18 protein-coding genes are annotated in these 17,273 nt (G+C 60.2%); 8 read left to right on the top strand and 10 right to left on the bottom strand.

The annotated features are described in order from the left end of the window. Positions 1-2: 2 nt before the first annotated feature. The 7 genes from ihfA to selO all read left to right on the top strand — a co-directional run bounded on the left by ihfA (position 3) and on the right by selO (position 5,765). A complete protein-coding gene (gene ihfA / locus IM299_RS03210; protein WP_003857805.1) occupies positions 3-302 on the top strand; it encodes an integration host factor subunit alpha in 300 nt (99 codons plus the stop codon). 102 nt (positions 303-404) lie between these two features. Further along, positions 405-1,385 carry a vitamin B12 ABC transporter permease BtuC gene (gene btuC / locus IM299_RS03205; protein ID WP_048956211.1) on the top strand — a complete coding sequence of 327 codons (981 nt, stop codon included), beginning with the start codon at positions 405-407 and terminating at the stop codon, positions 1,383-1,385. Positions 1,386-1,407: 22 nt separating this feature from the next. Then, the gene (locus IM299_RS03200) at positions 1,408-1,959 is read left to right on the top strand and encodes a glutathione peroxidase (RefSeq protein ID WP_028012818.1); all 552 of its coding nucleotides are present in this window, start codon (positions 1,408-1,410) and stop codon (positions 1,957-1,959) included. Further along, on the top strand, positions 1,959-2,714 hold the full coding sequence (btuD, locus tag IM299_RS03195) for a vitamin B12 ABC transporter ATP-binding protein BtuD (RefSeq protein ID WP_193357040.1): 756 nt from the start codon (positions 1,959-1,961) through the stop codon (positions 2,712-2,714). The genes IM299_RS03200 and btuD overlap by 1 nt, the downstream gene beginning before the upstream one ends. A 74-nt stretch (positions 2,715-2,788) precedes the next feature. Beyond that, complete coding sequence (locus IM299_RS03190) at positions 2,789-3,253, top strand: C40 family peptidase (RefSeq protein WP_028012820.1); 465 nt, start codon at positions 2,789-2,791, stop codon at positions 3,251-3,253. A gap of 291 nt (positions 3,254-3,544) precedes the next feature. Beyond that, positions 3,545-4,261 carry an EAL domain-containing protein gene (locus tag IM299_RS03185; RefSeq protein ID WP_028012821.1) on the top strand — a complete coding sequence of 239 codons (717 nt, stop codon included), beginning with the start codon at positions 3,545-3,547 and terminating at the stop codon, positions 4,259-4,261. A gap of 61 nt (positions 4,262-4,322) precedes the next feature. Further along, positions 4,323-5,765, top strand: a complete 1,443-nt coding sequence (gene selO / locus IM299_RS03180; RefSeq protein ID WP_193357039.1) for a protein adenylyltransferase SelO — start codon at positions 4,323-4,325, stop codon at positions 5,763-5,765. A 43-nt stretch (positions 5,766-5,808) separates the two neighbouring features. Here the strand turns inward: selO and IM299_RS03175 are convergent, their stop codons facing one another. The 5 genes from IM299_RS03175 to IM299_RS03155 are packed head-to-tail and all read right to left on the bottom strand — an operon-like array spanning position 5,809 to position 10,583. Further along, positions 5,809-6,579 (bottom strand): 3-hydroxybutyrate dehydrogenase, encoded by a 771-nt coding sequence (locus IM299_RS03175; RefSeq protein ID WP_048959435.1) that lies wholly within the window; start codon positions 6,577-6,579, stop codon positions 5,809-5,811. A gap of 10 nt (positions 6,580-6,589) precedes the next feature. Beyond that, the gene (locus tag IM299_RS03170; RefSeq protein WP_204311615.1) at positions 6,590-7,984 is read right to left on the bottom strand and encodes a GntP family permease; all 1,395 of its coding nucleotides are present in this window, start codon (positions 7,982-7,984) and stop codon (positions 6,590-6,592) included. A gap of 41 nt (positions 7,985-8,025) precedes the next feature. After that, on the bottom strand, positions 8,026-9,207 hold the full coding sequence (locus IM299_RS03165; RefSeq protein WP_193357038.1) for an acetyl-CoA C-acetyltransferase: 1,182 nt from the start codon (positions 9,205-9,207) through the stop codon (positions 8,026-8,028). Between the two features lie 9 nt (positions 9,208-9,216). Then, complete coding sequence (locus IM299_RS03160; RefSeq protein ID WP_088205307.1) at positions 9,217-9,873, bottom strand: CoA transferase subunit B; 657 nt, start codon at positions 9,871-9,873, stop codon at positions 9,217-9,219. A gap of 2 nt (positions 9,874-9,875) precedes the next feature. Further along, positions 9,876-10,583: a CoA transferase subunit A gene (locus IM299_RS03155; protein WP_193357037.1), complete on the bottom strand. Its 708-nt coding sequence runs from the start codon at positions 10,581-10,583 to the stop codon at positions 9,876-9,878. Between the two features lie 140 nt (positions 10,584-10,723). Between IM299_RS03155 and IM299_RS03150 the strand changes: the two genes are divergently transcribed. Then, positions 10,724-11,647: a LysR family transcriptional regulator gene (locus tag IM299_RS03150; protein WP_193357036.1), complete on the top strand. Its 924-nt coding sequence runs from the start codon at positions 10,724-10,726 to the stop codon at positions 11,645-11,647. Here IM299_RS03150 and IM299_RS03145 read toward each other — a convergent pair. The 5 genes from IM299_RS03145 to IM299_RS03125 are packed head-to-tail and all read right to left on the bottom strand — an operon-like array spanning position 11,614 to position 17,242. After that, complete coding sequence (locus tag IM299_RS03145) at positions 11,614-12,393, bottom strand: heme ABC transporter ATP-binding protein (RefSeq protein ID WP_041910427.1); 780 nt, start codon at positions 12,391-12,393, stop codon at positions 11,614-11,616. The genes IM299_RS03150 and IM299_RS03145 overlap by 34 nt on opposite strands. Continuing rightward, positions 12,386-13,378 carry an iron ABC transporter permease gene (locus tag IM299_RS03140; RefSeq protein ID WP_193357035.1) on the bottom strand — a complete coding sequence of 331 codons (993 nt, stop codon included), beginning with the start codon at positions 13,376-13,378 and terminating at the stop codon, positions 12,386-12,388. Before IM299_RS03140 ends, IM299_RS03145 begins: the two co-directional genes overlap by 8 nt. Beyond that, complete coding sequence (locus IM299_RS03135) at positions 13,378-14,199, bottom strand: hemin ABC transporter substrate-binding protein (RefSeq protein WP_028012830.1); 822 nt, start codon at positions 14,197-14,199, stop codon at positions 13,378-13,380. The genes IM299_RS03140 and IM299_RS03135 overlap by 1 nt, the downstream gene beginning before the upstream one ends. Further along, positions 14,196-15,224, bottom strand: coding sequence for a hematinate-forming heme oxygenase ChuS (gene chuS / locus IM299_RS03130; RefSeq protein WP_048956224.1), 1,029 nt, complete (start codon positions 15,222-15,224; stop codon positions 14,196-14,198). The genes IM299_RS03135 and chuS overlap by 4 nt, the downstream gene beginning before the upstream one ends. 35 nt (positions 15,225-15,259) lie before the next feature. Beyond that, on the bottom strand, positions 15,260-17,242 hold the full coding sequence (locus tag IM299_RS03125; RefSeq protein WP_193357034.1) for a TonB-dependent hemoglobin/transferrin/lactoferrin family receptor: 1,983 nt from the start codon (positions 17,240-17,242) through the stop codon (positions 15,260-15,262). Positions 17,243-17,273 lie beyond the last annotated feature (31 nt).

Below are 17,273 nucleotides of genomic sequence, written 5' to 3'. Positions count from 1 at the left end.
CTATGGCGCTTACAAAAGCTGAAATGTCAGAATATCTGTTTGATAAGCTTGGGCTTAGCAAACGGGATGCCAAAGAGCTGGTAGAGCTGTTTTTCGAAGAGATCCGTCGTGCTCTGGAAAATGGTGAGCAGGTAAAACTCTCCGGTTTTGGCAATTTTGATTTGCGAGACAAAAACCAACGTCCGGGCCGTAACCCGAAGACGGGGGAAGATATTCCCATTACAGCCCGCCGCGTGGTGACCTTCAGACCCGGCCAGAAGTTAAAGAGCCGCGTCGAAAACGCAACGCCTAAAGCAGAGTAATATGAACTAACCAAAAAGGCCGCCCATGCGGCCTTTTTTCTTTGCGCTCTCCGGCAAACACGCCGTAAAATCAAATACATCACTCGCTAACAAACCGTACACATGCTTGATTATGCTCATCGCCAGCACCGTTCCGATCGGCGTCGCCTGCTTCTGCTGGCGCTGCTGCTTATTCTTGCCGCGGGTATTAGCCTCTGCGCAGGCGACAGCTGGATCGGGCCTGAAAGCTGGCTGGGGCCTGACGGGCAGCTCTTCGTCTGGCAAATTCGCCTGCCGCGCACCGTCGCGGTGATCCTGGTCGGCGCCGCGCTGGCGCTGTCTGGCACCATTATGCAGGCGCTGTTCGAAAACCCGCTGGCGGAGCCCGGCCTGCTGGGGGTGTCGAACGGTGCAGGCGTCGGGCTGATTGCGGCGGTGATGCTGGGCGGGGGAGAACTCTCCGGCTGGAGCATTAGCCTGAGCGCCATTCTCGGCGCACTGCTAATCACAGTCATTCTTCTTCGCTTTGCCAGACGGCACCTGTCGACCAGCCGGCTGCTGCTTGCCGGCGTGGCGCTGGGGATCATCTGTAGCGCGCTGATGACCTGGGCGGTCTACTTCTCGACCTCCTTTGACCTGCGTCAGCTCATGTACTGGATGATGGGCGGCTTTGGCGGCGTCGACTGGCACCAGGGCTGGCTAATGGCGCTGCTGGTGCCGGTCATCGCGTGGGCTGCGCTGCAGGCCCAGCCGCTGAATCGGCTCGCGCTGGGGGAAATCTCTGCCCGCCAGCTCGGCATGCCGATTGGTTTCTGGCGTAACGTACTGGTCATTGCCATTGGCTGGCTGGTAGGCGTGAGCGTGGCCCTGGCGGGGGCGATTGGCTTTATCGGGCTGGTCATTCCGCACATGCTGCGTCTTTGCGGCTTCACGGATCATCGAACCTTGCTTCCGGCCTCGGCGGTTGCCGGGGCAGCCACGCTGCTGGTGGCCGACATCATCGCCCGTCTCGCCCTGACGGCCGCAGAATTGCCTGTTGGCGTGGTGACCGCAACGCTGGGCGCGCCAGTCTTTATCTGGCTACTATTAAAAGCTGGACGTTAAATCGACAACCTGAGGAAATGCTATGCAGTCAGATATCCTGAATACCGAAGTGACCACCATTGATGGGGATAACACCACGCTGGAAAGCTACAAAGGCAAGGTGTTGCTCATCGTCAACGTGGCATCGAAATGCGGCCTGACGCCGCAGTACGAGCAACTGGAGAATATTCAGAAGGCCTGGGAGAAAGACGGTTTTACCGTGCTGGGCTTCCCGTGCAACCAGTTCCTGGGCCAGGAGCCGGGCAGCGAAGAAGAGATCAAAACCTTCTGCAGCACCACTTATGGCGTGACGTTCCCGATGTTCAGCAAAATTGACGTCAACGGTGAAGACCGCCATCCGCTGTATGCGAAGCTGATTGCCGCCGCGCCGAAGGCCGTTGCGCCGGAAGAGAGCGGTTTTTACGAGCGCATGGCCAGCAAAGGCCGCGCGCCGCTCTATCCGGACGATATTCTGTGGAACTTCGAAAAATTCCTGATTGGCCGTGACGGCCAGGTCGTTCAGCGTTTTTCGCCGGATATGACGCCTGAGGACCCGATCGTCATGGAATCTATTAAGCTGGCGCTGGCGAAATAATGTCGCTGCTGATGCAGCTCACGGACGTTGCCGAGAAGGGGCGTCTGGAGCCGGTAACCTGCGACATCAATTCGGGTGAAATCCTGCATCTCGTCGGGCCAAACGGCGCGGGTAAAAGCACGCTGCTGGCGCGGATGGCGGGGCTGGCCACCGGGCCAGGGCAGATTACGCTGCTGGAACATGCTTTGGTCGACTGGTCACCCGCCTCGCTGGCCCACCGGCGCAGCTACCTGGTGCAGCAGCAGGTACCGCCTTTTGCGATGCCGGTCTGGCATTATCTGATGCTGCATCTGCACGACAAACAGCATACGGCACTGCTGGAGGAAGTGGCTGCGGCGTTAGGGCTGGAAGATAAACTGTCCCGGCATGCCAGCCAGCTTTCCGGGGGGGAATGGCAGCGGGTGCGTCTGGCGGCGGTCATTCTGCAGATCCATCCCGCGAGCAATCCTCACGGGAGGATGCTGCTGCTGGATGAACCGATGAGCGGTCTGGATGTTGCCCAGCAGGCGGCGCTGGATAGCCTGCTAAGCGCTCTGAGCAGAAAAGGTATCGCCGTAGTGGTGAGCAGCCACGATCTTAACCATACGTTACGTCACGCCCATCGCGTGTGGCTCCTGTCGCGCGGCAGGATGATCGCCAGCGGTACGCGGGATCGGGTCCTTACGCCGCCAAATCTTGCCCGCGCCTACAACATGTCGTTCCGCAGGCTGGATATAGAGGGACATAAGATGCTGATTTCTACCGGGCAGGAGTAACCGTTTCTTGCCTGCGAACACAATTGCACGCTAAATTACCAAAAGAACAATAAAAGCAGAGGATTCGTCTGAAAATGCGATTCTGGTTTCTCTTCGTGGCGGCACTCTTTCTTGCGGGATGCAGCAGCCATCGTGCACCGCCGCCTAATCCGCGGCTATCGGATTCTATCACCGTTATTGCCAGCCTTAACGATCAGCTGAGCAACTGGCGCGGCACGCCTTACCGCTACGGCGGCATGAGCCGCGGCGGGGTGGACTGCTCTGGCTTTGTCCTGATGACGTTTCGTGACAAGTTTGATTTACAGCTTCCGCGAGACACGCGCAAGCAGGCGGAAATAGGCACTGAAATTGATAAAGACGATCTCCTTCCCGGTGACCTGGTCTTTTTCAAAACCGGCTCGGGAGAAAGCGGACTGCATGTTGGGATATATGATACAGACAACCAGTTTATTCATGCTTCTACCAGCCGCGGCGTGATGCGCTCTTCTCTCGATAACGTGTACTGGCGTAAAAATTTCTGGCAGGCGCGACGTATTTAGAGTGCCCGAACACGTTTCTTATGTCGGCATGGTAACTATTAAACCATGCCGTTTTTCTCAAATAAGCTGATTAAAGTTAAATTTACCTAAATTAGCAACATCCTTATGTGTCTGTTTTATCTAAAACTGGCTATTATTCAGTAACCAGGATAAGATTATTTTAGATTCAGGGATAAATCTGAAAATTAATACGGAACTAATGAAATTAAACTTATTAAAATCAAGACAGTGGAATTGTGTCAGCAATTGCTCCAGGATGTCCTCTCTCATCTTTAATGCGGGGCGAGTGCAATGATTATTACGCTAGATAATGCTTACCAGTCTGAACTGATGCTTCTGCCTGCCCGTAATAGCGCAGGTGAGCTAAAAGGTTTAGAAATACTGGTTAACTTTACTGGCGTCGGCACCGATGTGAGGATCCCCACTGAGCTCGTTATCCCTCGGCTTTCAGCGGCAGAGGAGTTAGCGCTGTTTAACGAAAAACTGCAATTGCTTGATACCTGTAAACTGTTTTTTATTCAGCATCAGTTAATTGCATGGATCAATATTACACCAGCAATTGTTGAGTTTTTATTAAGTAATGGGAATGCTGTTTCAATTCTTGAGCGTTATCCGTTTCTTGAGTTTACTGTTAATGAGAACTATCCAGGTTTAAATAACGGAAAGGACGATCTGCAGCTGGCAAGAATGGCGATCCATTTTCCGCTGGTGCTGGCAAACTTTGGAGCCGGTGCTGCATCGCTCAAGGCCGTCTATGATGGATTATTTAAACGGGTTATTCTTGATAAAGGATTCATCCAGCAGCGTGCTTCTGAGCTTTCTTTCGAGCCTTTTATGCGCGCGATCCTCTGGCAAATAACGCCGCACTGCCAGTCGGTGATCGTCTCCGGCATTGACGACCACGGTTTGCTGCAGCGCGTTCTGTCCTTCAATTTTGGTGCCATGCAGGGTGCGCTCTGGCCAGCCGTCTCGGCGGAGCACGTCACGACGCTCGTTCAGCAGCGATAACCCTGCCTTTCGCCCGTGTTTAAGTCTGGGTAAACCCTCTACACTAAAGGCAGGAGGACTTATGACCCTGTCTTTTACTGCTCACTGGCATGACGAGTTGCCTGGCTTTTACACCGCACTCAAACCAACACCGTTACATAACTCACATCTTATCTGGCATAACGAACGGCTGGCCGATGAGCTGGCCATTCCGCCCGATCTGTTTCAGCGTTCAGACAGTGCTGGCGTCTGGGGAGGTGAAACGCTTCTTCCCGGTATGCAGCCTCTGGCTCAGGTCTATAGCGGACACCAGTTTGGCGTCTGGGCGGGGCAGCTGGGTGACGGCAGGGGGATCCTGCTCGGCGAACAACGGCTTCCCAACGGGGAGACGGTTGACTGGCATCTGAAAGGCGCAGGTCTTACCCCTTACTCACGGATGGGCGACGGGCGCGCGGTATTGCGGTCAACGATACGCGAAAGTCTAGCATCCGAAGCGATGCATGCGCTGGGGATTCCCACCACCCGCGCGCTGTCGATCGTCACCAGCGACACGCCGGTGACGCGCGAAACGGTGGAAAAGGGGGCGATGCTGATGCGCATAGCGCAAAGCCATCTCCGCTTTGGTCATTTTGAGCACTTTTACTATCGCCGCGAGCCGGACAAGGTTCGCCAGCTCGCGGACTTCGCCATTCGCCACCACTGGGCGCATCTGCAGGATGAGGCGGATAAATACGTTCTCTGGTTCCGGGACGTGGTTGCCCGTACCGCCACGATGATTGCGCGCTGGCAAACGGTAGGCTTTGCTCACGGGGTCATGAACACGGACAATATGTCGATTCTCGGCCTGACCTTTGATTACGGTCCGTTTGGTTTCCTCGACGATTATCAGCCGGGGTATATCTGCAACCATTCTGACTATCAGGGGCGTTACAGCTTTGATAATCAGCCGGCGGTTGGGCTGTGGAACCTCCAGCGTCTTGCGCAAACTTTGTCGCCGTTTATTGACGTCGATGCCCTGAATGACGCGCTCGACAGCTATCAGGACCTTTTGCTGTGGGAATACGGCACCCTGATGCGTAACAAGCTGGGGCTGATGACCCAGGAGAAAGGCGACAACGACATCCTCAACGGCCTGTTTGCCCTGATGGCGCGTGAAGGGAGCGATTACACCCGCACCTTTAGAATGCTGAGCCAGACGGAGCAGCACAGCGCCGCCTCGCCGCTGCGCGACGAGTTTATTGACCGTCAGGCGTTTGACGACTGGTTTGCACAGTACCGCACGCGGCTGCAGCAGGAGCAGGTAGACGACGCTACCCGTCAGGCGCAGATGAACGCAGCGAATCCCGCGATGGTATTACGCAACTGGCTGGCGCAGCGGGCGATTGAGCAGGCAGAGCAGGGTGAGTACGACGAGTTACACCGGCTGCATCTGGCGTTGCGCACGCCGTTTGCCGACCGGGATGATGACTACGTCAGCCGCCCGCCCGACTGGGGCAAGCGGCTGGAGGTCAGCTGCTCAAGCTAGCGATTTTAGCCGGGCGGCGACGTTGCCTTACCCGGCCTGTTCATCACTGAGCAACCCAGCCGCCATCCATATTCCACGCAGCGCCGCGAACGTTCACGGCGCCGTCGCTGCACAAAAACAGCGCCAGCTCGCCCAGCTGTTCCGGGGTAACAAACTCCCCTGAAGGCTGTTTCTCCGCCAGAAGCTGTTCGCGAGCCTGCTCCGGCGGTACGCCGTCCGCGATACGTTTGTCGATTTGCTGCTGCACCAGCGGGGTCAGTACCCAGCCGGGGCAAATAGTATTGGCGGTAATACCCGTGCGGGCGGTTTCCAGCGCCAGGGATTTGGTAAAGCCCACCACGCCGTGCTTGGCCGCAACGTAGGCCGATTTCTCTTTCGACGCGACCAGCCCGTGAACGGAGGCGATATTGATGACGCGCCCCCAGTTTTTATCCCGCATGGTCGGCAGCGCCAGCCGGCTGGTGTGAAACACCGCGGAAAGATTAATGGCGATAATGTCGTTCCATTTCTCCACCGGGAAGGCGTCAACCGGCGCAACGTGCTGGATCCCGGCGTTATTCACAAGAATGTCTACGCCGCCAAACTGCGATTCGGCGTAGCGCATCATGGCCTCAATCTGCAATACGTCCCGCAGATCCGCATCGTGATAGCCCGGCTTTTTGCCCAGTTGCGCAATCTCTTCCCGTGCCGATGCGCTGTCGCCGAAGCCGTTGAGGATCAGCTGCGCGCCCGCCTTCGCCAGCACGCGGGCGATCCCCAGACCAATGCCGCTGGTCGAGCCGGTTACCAGGGCGGTTTTACCGTTCAGATTCATTTTTCTCTCCTTACACAATGCCGGTCAGATAGAACACGGCAATGACAAAAAGTACTGCCAGACTTTTAATGATGGTGATAGCGAAAATGCCGCCGTAGGCCTGGCGATGGCTCAGGCCGGTGATAGCCAGCAGGGTAATCACCGCGCCGTTATGGGGAAGGGTATCCATCCCGCCGCTCGCCATCGAGGCCACGCGGTGCAGCACCTCAAGCGGGATATTGGCCGCATGGGCGGCGGCGACAAACGAGTCGGACATGGCGGCAAGGGCAATACTCATCCCGCCGGACGCCGAACCGGTGATCCCCGCGAGCACGGTCACGCTGATGGCCTCATTTAGCAGCGGATTCGGAATGGCCGCCAGCGCTTTGGATAACACCAGGAACCCAGGCAGCGCCGCGATAACCGCGCCGAAACCGTATTCCGAGGCGGTATTCATCGCCGCCAGAATGGCTCCGCTCACCGCCGTTCGGCTGCCTTCAGCCAGACGCCCCCGGATATTGCGAAAGCCAAAAATCAGCACCAGCACGATACCGGCGATCAGCGCCGCCTCCACGGCCCAGATGGCGGTGATCTTGCCCACCTCGGTCACAATCGGTTTCGCCAGGCCGGGCAGGGTAAGCTCGTGACTCACGCCGTACCAGCCGGGGATCCAGCGGGTAAACAGCAGGTTCAGTATGCCCACCACCAGCAGCGGGGAGATAGCAATCAGCGGATGCGGGAGATTAATGTTATCCGGCGTCTCGGGTTCATTTTTCAGATCCGTGCCGTAACCTTCATTATTATTGAGCGCCTTCCGGCGCTGGCGCTCCAGCCAGAGCAGGCCAAAGACGATAATAAACAGAGAGCCGATAAGCCCCAGCCACGGGGCCGCCCAGGCGTTCGTGCCGAAGAAGCTGGTGGGGATGATATTCTGGATCTGCGGCGTGCCGGGCAGGGCGTCCATGGTAAACGAGAATGCCCCCAGCGCCACGGTGGCCGGGATCAGCCGCTTAGGGATGCCGCTCTGGCGAAACAGCTCGGCGGCAAACGGGTACACCGCAAACGCCACCACGAACAGCGAAACGCCGCCGTAGGTTAACAGCGCGCATACCAGGACAATCACCGGGATGGCGTGTCGACGCCCGAGGATCTGGATTGCGGCGGCGACGATGGAGCGTGAGAAGCCGGAAAGTTCAATCAGCTTGCCAAACACCGCCCCCAGCAGGAACACCGGGAAGTAGAGCTTGACGAAGCCCACCATCTTTTCCATAAACAGGCCGGTAAACGTCGGGCCGACGGCACCCGGATCGGTCAGCAGCACGGCACCGAGCGCCGCGATCGGCGCAAACAAAATAACGCTGTATCCGCGGTAGGCCGCCAGCATCAGCAGTGCCAGCGCCGCCAGGGCTATTAACACACTCATTATGACTCCTCACTTTACTTATTATTCGGGTACCAACGAGAGGTTTAACGCTCGACGGTCATGGCAATGCCTTGTCCGCCGCCTACGCACAGGGTGACGAGCCCTTTTTTAACGTCACGGCGCTGCATTTCGTACAGCAGGGTCACGAGGATTCGGCAGCCGGAAGCACCAATCGGATGGCCCAGGGCGATGGCACCGCCGTTAACGTTGACCTTGCGCTCATCCCAGCCGAGCTGCTGGCCCACCGCCAGCGCCTGGGCGGCAAAGGCTTCATTGGCTTCAATGAGGTCCACCTCGTCGAGCGTCCAGCCCGCCCGCGCCAGCGCCGTCCGGCAGGCGCTGACCGGGCCCATGCCCATTACTGACGGGTCAACGCCCGTCACGGCGTAACTCACGATGCGGCCAAGGACAGGCAATCCGCTCTCCCGCGCCTTTTCCTCGCTCATCAGCAGCACCGCGGCGGCACCGTCGTTGAGCGTGGAGGCATTCCCCGCCGTGACGGTGCCTTCCTCGTGCAAAAAGGCGGGACGCAACTGCGCAAGCTGCTCTGCGGTAGTGCCTGGTCGGGGCTGTTCGTCACGATCAATAACCAGCGGCGGCTTTTTACCCTGTTTCACCGTCACCGGGGCTATCTCGGCGTCAAGCCGGCCGGACTCAATGGCGGACGCCGCTTTTTGCTGCGAGCGGGCGGCGAAGGCGTCCTGCTGCTCGCGGGAAATGTCATACTCGCGGGCGACGTTTTCAGCGGTGATCCCCATGTGGTAATCGTTGAATGCGTCCCACAGGCCGTCGGTAATCATGCTGTCCTTGAGGCCCGCATGCCCGAAACGCAGCCCGGCACGTGCGCCGTCCAGCAGATATGGGGCGTTGCTCATGCTCTCCTGACCGCCGGCGATAACCACCTCCGCGTCGCCGCAGCGGATCGCCTGGGCGGCGAGCTGGACCGCTTTTAAGCCCGCGCCGCACACCAGGTTGACGGTGGTCGCCGGCGTGCTGACGGGCAATCCGGCGCCGATGGCCGTCTGGCGGGCGGGGTTTTGCCCGCATCCGGCCGTCAGCACCTGTCCGAAAATCATTTCATCTACCTGTTCGGCGCTGAGACCACTGTTCTCCAGCAGGTGCCGTACCGTGACGGCCCCAAGCTCAACCGCAGCAAGGGACGAGAGCGATCCGCGAAAACTGCCAATGGGGGTTCGCGTTGCCCCGACAATCATGACCTTTTTCATGCTGACCCCTCAGGTGAAGCGCATCTCGCGCACGTCGTCCGCCACAATGATTTTCCCTGCCGTTTTACGCACGATCTCGTCAATACTGACGCCCGGGGCGTATTCCCGCAGGATGAACGCGCCGTCCTGAATTTCCAGCAGCGCGAGATCGGTCAGGACCCGACGGATACAGCCCGCGCCCGTGAGCGGCAGCGTGCAGCGCGGCAGCAGCTTCGACTCACCGCTCTTTGAGGCGTGGGTCATCACCACAATGATGTTCTGCGCCCCGGCAACGAGATCCATCGCGCCGCCCATGCCCTTCACCATCTTCCCGGGGATCATCCACGAGGCGATGTTGCCCTCCACGTCCACTTCAAATGCGCCCAGCACGGTCAGGTCCACGTGGCCGCCGCGGATCATGGCAAACGACTGGGCCGAGTCGAAAATGGCCGCGCCGGTCCGCGCGGTCACGGTCTGTTTACCGGCGTTGATCATGTCGGCGTCAAGGCTCTGCTCGTCGGGAAAAGCCCCCATCCCCAGCAGGCCGTTTTCCGACTGCAGCATCACGTCCATCCCGTCCGGAATGTAGTTCGCCACCAGGGTAGGGATGCCGATCCCCAGGTTGACGTAATAACCGTCGCGCAGCTCGCGGGCGACGCGCATGGCCATCTGTTCACGGGTTAACATCGTCACACTCCTTGCGCGCGCAAGGTGCGCTGCTCAATGCGTTTTTCAAACTGGCCGACAATCAGCCTGTCGACGTAAATTCCCGGGGTGTGAATGGCCGACGGGGGCAGTTCACCCGGCGGAACAATCTCTTCCACCTCCACCACCGTGATCCGGCCCGCCGTTGCCATCAGCGGATTAAAGTTTTGCGCGGTATGGCGATAGATGACGTTGCCGTACCAGTCCGCTTTCCACCCCTTGATCAGCGCGAAGTCACCGACGATCGCCTCCTCCAGGATGTAGTGCTTCCCCGCGAACTGGCGCACGTCCTTGCCGGTCGCCACGGGCGTGCCGTAGCCGGTGGCCGTATAAAACGCCGGAATACCGGCCCCGCCCGCGCGCACCTTTTCCGCCAGCGTGCCCTGCGGCGTAAGCTCAATTTCCAGCTCGCCGCTCAGCACCTGCTGCTCAAACAGCACGTTCTCGCCGACGTAAGAGGCCACCACTTTGCGAACCTGCCGCGTTTCGAGCAGTATCCCCAGGCCGAATCCATCCACGCCGCAGTTGTTTGACACCACGGTCAAATCTCTCACCTGGCGGCGTCGGACCTCCGCAATCAGGTTCTCCGGAATGCCGCACAGGCCGAAGCCGCCCGCCAGCAAGGTCATTCCGTCCGTCAGCCCGTCCAGCGCCTGCGCATAGCTGCCGACGCGCTTATCCAGTCCTGCCATAGTCATCCCTCCCGTTAACCGTGCCGGTATCATTAGGGGCGGCGACTCATTTGTTAATTTTGAATTTGTGACCCACTCATTTGGTTTTCTTATTAATTTCCTGTTAACTAATTCTTTTCAATTAGTTAACAGGATGAAAAATGAGAATGAGTGTCAAACAGTTACGCGCGTTTTTAGCGGTAGCTCACACTCTCAATTTCGCGCACGCCAGCGAACGCTTAAATCTCTCCCAGCCGGCCCTGAGCCTGACGATTAAAAGTCTGGAAGACACGCTCGGCGGCCCGCTGCTGCAGCGGAGCACGCGCAAGGTTGCCCTCACGCAGGAAGGAGAGACGTTTCTGCCGATGGCGCGGCAACTCCTTGCCGACTGGGATAATGTGGAGGAGGCGATGCACCAGTGCTTTACCCTGCAGCGCGGCAAAATCTCGGTCGCGGCGATGCCGTCATTTGCCGCCAACGTTTTACCGGAGGTGCTCAAGGCGTTTCGCGATCGTCACGCCGGGATCAACGTCACCGTGCATGACGTCATTAACGAGCAGGTGATTGAGATGGTGCGGGAAGGGCGGGTTGAGATGGGGATCGCCTTTGAGCCAGCCCCCACGCACAACCTGCTGTTTACACCGCTGGGGCTCGACAGATTTGTCGCCATTGTGCCGAAGGACTCCGCGCTGGCGGGCAAAAAGCGGCTGGCCTGGGAAGAGCTACTGACGCTGGATTTTATTACCCTGCAGCGCCCGTCGGCGGTACGTCTGATGATGGAGGAGGAGCTGGCCCGAAGCGGCAGAAAGCTGGACGTGGCGCTGGAGAGTCATCAGCTGGTGACGGTAGGTCGCATGGTCGCCAGCGGGCTGGGCGGCAGTGCCGTACCGGCGCTCTGCGAAGCGCAGATGACGGCGCTGGGCGCGGTCTGTATACCGCTGGATAACCCGCCCATTGAAAAGTGCATCGGAGCAATCCATCCGGGGCACACGCAGCTCTCTAAAGCGGCGCATGCCCTGCTGGAAACGCTGAAGGATTTTTACCAGCCCGCTCACGGGGCGAGAAATACCTGCGGTACGGGGTGATCCGGATGGCTGCCGACGCGCACCTGCGCGCCGTACCAGCGCGCCAGCGTCCCGGCCTGCAGCACGTCCTCCGGTGTGCCACTGGAGACCAGCCTGCCGTTGTGCAACAGCAGAATGCGATCCGCCCACAGCGCCGCCAGATTGAGATCGTGCAGCACCACGCACACGTGGAGATGACCCCGACGGGTCAGGGATCTCATCAGGCGCAGCAGATGCTGCTGGTGGTAGAGATCCAGCGCGGAGGTGGGCTCATCAAGAAACAGCCAGCCGCGCGGGGCTCCGTCGCACCAGAGCTGGGCCAGCGCGCGGGCGAGCTGGATCCGCTGCTGCTCGCCGCCGGAGAGCGTCGAATAGCGTCTGCCCGCCAGCGGTAGACAGCCCGTTATCGCCATCACTTCCTCAACTACCGACGCTTCAGGGGAGCGAGTCCAGGGCGCGCGTCCCATACCGACCACCGCGTCCACCGGCCAGTCGAATCCGGGCTGAGTATTCTGGCGCATCACCGCCCGGTAGCGCGCGAGGGTATCTGGCGGCCAGTCCGCAAGCGGCGTCCCGGCCAGAGTGCAGCGTCCGCTTGCGGGCTTGAGATAGCCGGTAAGCAGCCGCAATAACGTCGATTTCCCGGCACCGTTGGGGCCAATCAGGGCGACCAGCTCACCCTGAGAGAGGGTAAGCGACACATCGTCGATCAGCGTCCGCTGCCCGGCGTGAAAGAAGATTTTCTCTGCACAATAGCGTTCAGCCATGCGTACCTCCGCGACGAAAGATAAGCCACAGGAACCACGGCGCGCCGAGAAGGCTGGTCAATAACCCGACGGGCATCTCCGCCGGAGAGACCAGGGTGCGCGCCAGCGTGTCGGCAACCAGCAGCAGCAGCGCACCGGCCAGCACCGAGCCGGGTACGACGGCCCGGTGGTCGGCCCCCAGCCACATGCGCATCAGGTGCGGCACCACAAGGCCAATAAAGCCGATCACGCCGCTGACGGCTACCGCCGCGGCAACCAGCAGGGCGCTGCACAGCAGCAGGATCCGCTGTACCATCGCGACATCCACCCCGAGATAGTGCGCCTCTTCATCGCCCAGCTGCAGCAGGTTGAGCGGGGCGGCCAGCCGCCAGATAATCAGCACCGCGGGCACCATCAGCGACGTTACCGCCAGCAGGGTGGACCACTGCGCCTGCCCGAGGCTGCCCATTCCCCAGAGGGAAAGCTGGCGAAGCTGGGCATCGTTGCTGAGCCATGAGAGCACCCCGACGGTCGCGCCGCACAGGGCGTTGATGGCGATCCCCACCAGCAGCAGGCGGGACAGGGAGCCGTGACGCTGCTGGCTGAGCAGGAAGATAATGACGGTTGCGGCCAGCGCGCCGAGGAACGCCGCGAGCATCGGGGCATACAGCATCAGCAGGGCAGGTAACGCGGCGGGAATGACCACCCACAGCGCCACCGCCAGCGCCGCGCCGCTGCTGATCCCCAGCAGACCCGGGTCCGCCAGCGGGTTGCGGAACAGCCCCTGCATCACACAGCCGGCCAGCGCCAGCGCTCCGCCAATCACCAGCGCCAGCAGTACGCGGGGCAGGCGAATGGTAAGCCAGATCTGACGCATGGCCTCATCGCTGCCGCTCCACAGCAGGCTGACCGGCAGGTGCAGTGCCCCAAACCCGGTCGCGGTGAGCGTCATGATGCTCAGGATAGCGGCCAGCATCCACAACGACAAGGCGATCCGCCGGGACATCAGGGCAGTTGCTCCGCTTTGGCGCGCAGCTGCTGGATGGCATCCGGCGTTCGCACGCTGAAGCCCAGCAGCGCCATATCATCAATCGCCAGCACCTGCCTGTTCCGTCCCGCCGGGGTTTGCGCCAGACCGGGCAGCTTCCACAGGTTTTCTTCGCCGCCCAGCGCGTTCACGCCGTCCTGCGAAATCACCACCAGATCGGGCTGGCTGGCAATGACCCCTTCCTGAGACAGCGGCTGATAGCGGGTGAATCCCTGCATCGCATTCTGCAGCCCGGCTGCACGGATGGCGGCGTCTGCGCCGGTCTGCTGCCCGGCGGCCATTGCGGTCATTCCCCCGTGGTTGAGGATAAACAGCACCCGCTTGTTGAGGGGCGCGGAGGGCAGGGCCGCCAGCGCCTGACGCAGCGTGTGGCGCAGGGCTTCCCCCTCGGCTTCACGGTGCGTAGCGTTGGCAATCACCCGAACCTTTTCGTCAATGACGCTCAGGTCGTTGCGGCCGGGAACGGTTACTACCCTGACGTGACTTTGTTCGACCTGCTTCAACGCCAGAGACGGCTGCGCCTGGTCGCTGGCCAGCACCAGCGTGGGGCGCATGGACAAAATGCCTTCGGCGTTAAGCTGGCGTAAATATCCCACGTCAGGCAGATCGTTTGCCGCCTGCGGCCACTGACTGGTGCTGTCGCGCGCGACCAGCGAAGACTGCGCGCCAAGCGCGTAGACAATCTCCGTCACGTCGCCGCCAAGGGCGACAATTTTCTCCTGCGCGGCGGCAAACGCCACCAGAGGCAGGGCGCTCAGCAGGGCTAACCACGTTTTCATGCGGCCAGCCCTTTTGGCGTCAGGGCGTCAATCTGGCTGCGCCACTGGCTCTGCTCCGGCTCACCTTCGGTACGCTGGCCGTAAAGCTGGGCGATTTGCGTGCCGTCGGCGGCAAACAGCTCCAGGCTCGTGACGTGGCCGTCAGCCGTGGGCTTGCGCGTCACCCAGCTCTCTGCAATCGTCTCCTCCAGCAGATGCAGGGTAAAGGCAGGGTTAAAGACGTTCAGCCAGCCTTTCATCGGCACGACTTTTTCCACCGCGCCGGTGAAGATCTGCACGCAGCCGCGGTTGCCGACGAAGACCATGATTTCGTTGCCGTCCCGGCGAGCCGCTTCCAGCAGCTGTGCCAGCGCGCTGTTCTCCACCTTACAGGCCAGGTCGTCGCCCACCAGGCGAAACGCCTGCTGACGGCTGAGATTGTGGCGCTTGAGCAGGCTGAAGAACTGATGCACGTCGGTCATGGCGCGCCACTCCTTGTCCACGAGCGCGGCATCCGCGTTTTCGGCGTGAGCCGGGACATCCCCAGCGCTCAGCTCAAGCGGCGGGTTATCGGCAAAGATAAAGCGGGTCAGCACGTCGCCCCAGGCGGCGAGGTCGGTGTTGTCCGTGGTGTAGACCTTCAGCACCGCATCGCCCTGACGATCGAAGAACTGAATGCTCTGTCGCTCGCCGCGGGCGGTGGTTTCGCTGAGGTGAAACGCGCTCGCCCACTGGTTGAGGAACAGGCGCAGATCCAGCGCGCGCGGGTTCAGCACCAGCCCGGCGTGGCCGTTCAGGTGCTGGTTGGTGAAGCTGCCCACCTGCTCGTGAACAGCATACTCGTTGCGGCAGATGCACTTGGTTTCACCCACGGCTTCCAGCGCGCCCAGAATATCGCGGATTTCGCCGCGCAGTCGCCAGGCGTCATGGCCCACGCGGGAAAAGGCCAGCTCCGCTTCGCTGATGTTCATTAACCCTGCGATGTCTCGCGCATACTTACCCGGATTTTCTTCTTTTAGCTCAAGCCAGCGTGCGTAGTGATGCATTGTCTTATCCTTCTGAAGAGTGGCCCCGAAGGGAATTACCACTGATAGCTTACGAAAATCTTGCCGTTACGACCGTCCTGCGGAATACCCTGCGGAGACCAGTACTCCTTATCGAAGGCGTTGCCGAGCACCAGCGTGGTGGTGACGGCCTTGAGCTGCTCCTGGCCCTTATAGCTGACGTAGAAATCGTTAACCGCATAGCCCGGCTGTTTGCTGTAGCTGCTGCTGACGTGGGTTGAGCGATCGGCAAAGGTGCCGATCCAGCCCACGGAGAAACCGCTTTGCGCCACCGGAACGTCCAGCTTGCTGGTGACGGTGTCCGGGTTGATGCTGGAGATGTACTCCCCGGTATCGGTATCTTTCCCGCGGGTGCGGTTATAGGCCACGTCGAGGCTAAACAGATCGGCCGAGTATTTTGCCATCACGTCCCAGCCCCAGATTTTGGCGTTCGGAACGTTGTACGACATGGTGGTCGCGGCGGCAAAATTGACGGTGGTGGAGATGTAGTCTTTGGCTTTGGTATCGAAATAGCTGGCCTTAAACTCCAGCGCGTCGTTGGCAAGCAGCAGATCGTCAAAGCGCAGGCCAAAACCAAACTCCTGCGTTTCGTTGGTTTCCGGGCGCAGGTTCGGGTTCGGCACCCAGTAGTTGGTGTAGAAGCGGCCAATGGAGAAGTGTTTGGCGTCATTATACATCTCACCCATGGTCGGCGCGCGGAAGGCCTGCGCGTAAGATCCGAACAGCATCAGCCAGTCGGTGGGGCTGACGGTTAACCCGGCGCGGGAGGACCATTTATCGGCATCGACATCGTCGTAGCCATTGCTGCTGCCGCGGTAGTTGTCATAGCGCGTGCCACCCAGAAGGGTGACGGGCAGATCGCGCAGGGTGATTTCATCCTGCAGCCAGCCGGAGCTGAAGTCGATTTTCGCCTCCGTGAAGCCGGTCGTGGACCCGCCCGGACGCTGCTCCTGACGATAATATTCTCCGCCGTAGGTCAGCAGGTGAGAGGCAAAAGAGTCGCTGAACAGGCGGGTTCGGTTTTCCACCTTGCCGCCTTTGGTGGTCTGCTTGCGGAACTCGCCGGTGCTGTCGATGTTCTGGGCATTAATGCGCGCTTCGGACCAGTAAACCTTCGCATCGGCGTTCAGCCAGTCGTATCCTTCCGGCGCAATGTGGTAGCCAACCTGCGCATCGCGCTGGATGGTGGAGCGGTCGGTCATCGGGTTGCTGCTATTGGCATCAGAGGTTTGCGGGTTTTTCGGCTCCTGCGCGGCGTTGTTGTAGTAGCGCAGGGCGCCGCTCAGCGTCTGGGCCTGGTCGATTTTCCAGCTGCCTTTCGCCAGCATGTTATTGATGGATTCGTCGTTCGGCGCCGTCGCACCGTCGCTCTGGCGGATATCGCCGCGGTCGCGGCTGGACCACGATACCAGGCCGTCCAGGGTATCGGTACGACCATAGGCGCTGGCCCCCAGGCCGAGGCTGTGGTCCCCCGTTGCGCCGGTACCAAACACGCGATAACCGCTGTTTTTGCCCGGTTCCAGCAGATCTTTGGCGTCGACGGTGTCATAGGAGATGACACCACCCAGCGCGCCGCTGCCGTAGAGCAGCGCAGACGGACCGCGCACCACTTCAATACGTTTAATCAGCGCCGGATCGAGGAACGTGCTGTTGAGGTGCCCGGTGTCGGTACCCTGGCGCACGCCGTCGACCAGCACCAGAACACCGCGGCGGTCATAGCCGCGAAGGTTAACGTCCTGACCGTTGGTGCGACCGGTGCCGTCCAGCGTCAGACCGGGCACGTTGCGCAGCAGGTCGGCGGCAGAGCTGGCGGTCTGTTTTTCCGGGGCGGTGGCGTCAACCACGCTCACCATCATCGGGGCTTCGAAGGCGCTACGGGCGTTGCCTGTGGCGGTGACGGTTATTTCATCTGCGGCAGCAAACGCGGCGCCAGGCAGGGTGCTGACAATCGCCAGCGCCAGAAGGGACGGGCGTAAACGTGCGTTATGCAGGTGTAGCATAGCAACTCTCCATAAAGTATCGAAAGCGCTG

Source organism: Enterobacter cloacae complex sp. P47BA, assembly GCF_014930485.1.
GTDB classification, from domain to species: Bacteria; Pseudomonadota; Gammaproteobacteria; order Enterobacterales; family Enterobacteriaceae; genus Enterobacter; species Enterobacter bugandensis.
The sequence above is the reverse complement of the archived record's forward strand: the minus strand, read 5'-3'. Positions and strand labels throughout refer to the sequence as shown.

Excerpts from the sequence above, each read along its gene's own strand:
- ihfA (WP_003857805.1), top strand. The coding sequence starts at position 3 with ATGGCGCTTACAAAAGCTGAAATGTCAGAATATCTGTTTGATAAGCTT.
- btuC (WP_048956211.1), top strand. The coding sequence starts at position 405 with ATGCTTGATTATGCTCATCGCCAGCACCGTTCCGATCGGCGTCGCCTG.
- IM299_RS03200 (WP_028012818.1), top strand. The coding sequence starts at position 1,408 with ATGCAGTCAGATATCCTGAATACCGAAGTGACCACCATTGATGGGGAT.
- btuD (WP_193357040.1), top strand. The coding sequence starts at position 1,959 with ATGTCGCTGCTGATGCAGCTCACGGACGTTGCCGAGAAGGGGCGTCTG.
- IM299_RS03190 (WP_028012820.1), top strand. The coding sequence starts at position 2,789 with ATGCGATTCTGGTTTCTCTTCGTGGCGGCACTCTTTCTTGCGGGATGC.
- IM299_RS03185 (WP_028012821.1), top strand. The coding sequence starts at position 3,545 with ATGATTATTACGCTAGATAATGCTTACCAGTCTGAACTGATGCTTCTG.
- selO (WP_193357039.1), top strand. The coding sequence starts at position 4,323 with ATGACCCTGTCTTTTACTGCTCACTGGCATGACGAGTTGCCTGGCTTT.
- IM299_RS03175 (WP_048959435.1), bottom strand. The coding sequence starts at position 6,579 with ATGAATCTGAACGGTAAAACCGCCCTGGTAACCGGCTCGACCAGCGGC.
- IM299_RS03165 (WP_193357038.1), bottom strand. The coding sequence starts at position 9,207 with ATGAAAAAGGTCATGATTGTCGGGGCAACGCGAACCCCCATTGGCAGT.
- IM299_RS03160 (WP_088205307.1), bottom strand. The coding sequence starts at position 9,873 with ATGTTAACCCGTGAACAGATGGCCATGCGCGTCGCCCGCGAGCTGCGC.
- IM299_RS03155 (WP_193357037.1), bottom strand. The coding sequence starts at position 10,583 with ATGGCAGGACTGGATAAGCGCGTCGGCAGCTATGCGCAGGCGCTGGAC.
- IM299_RS03150 (WP_193357036.1), top strand. The coding sequence starts at position 10,724 with ATGAGAATGAGTGTCAAACAGTTACGCGCGTTTTTAGCGGTAGCTCAC.
- IM299_RS03145 (WP_041910427.1), bottom strand. The coding sequence starts at position 12,393 with ATGGCTGAACGCTATTGTGCAGAGAAAATCTTCTTTCACGCCGGGCAG.
- IM299_RS03140 (WP_193357035.1), bottom strand. The coding sequence starts at position 13,378 with ATGTCCCGGCGGATCGCCTTGTCGTTGTGGATGCTGGCCGCTATCCTG.
- IM299_RS03135 (WP_028012830.1), bottom strand. The coding sequence starts at position 14,199 with ATGAAAACGTGGTTAGCCCTGCTGAGCGCCCTGCCTCTGGTGGCGTTT.
- chuS (WP_048956224.1), bottom strand. The coding sequence starts at position 15,224 with ATGCATCACTACGCACGCTGGCTTGAGCTAAAAGAAGAAAATCCGGGT.
- IM299_RS03125 (WP_193357034.1), bottom strand. The coding sequence starts at position 17,242 with ATGCTACACCTGCATAACGCACGTTTACGCCCGTCCCTTCTGGCGCTG.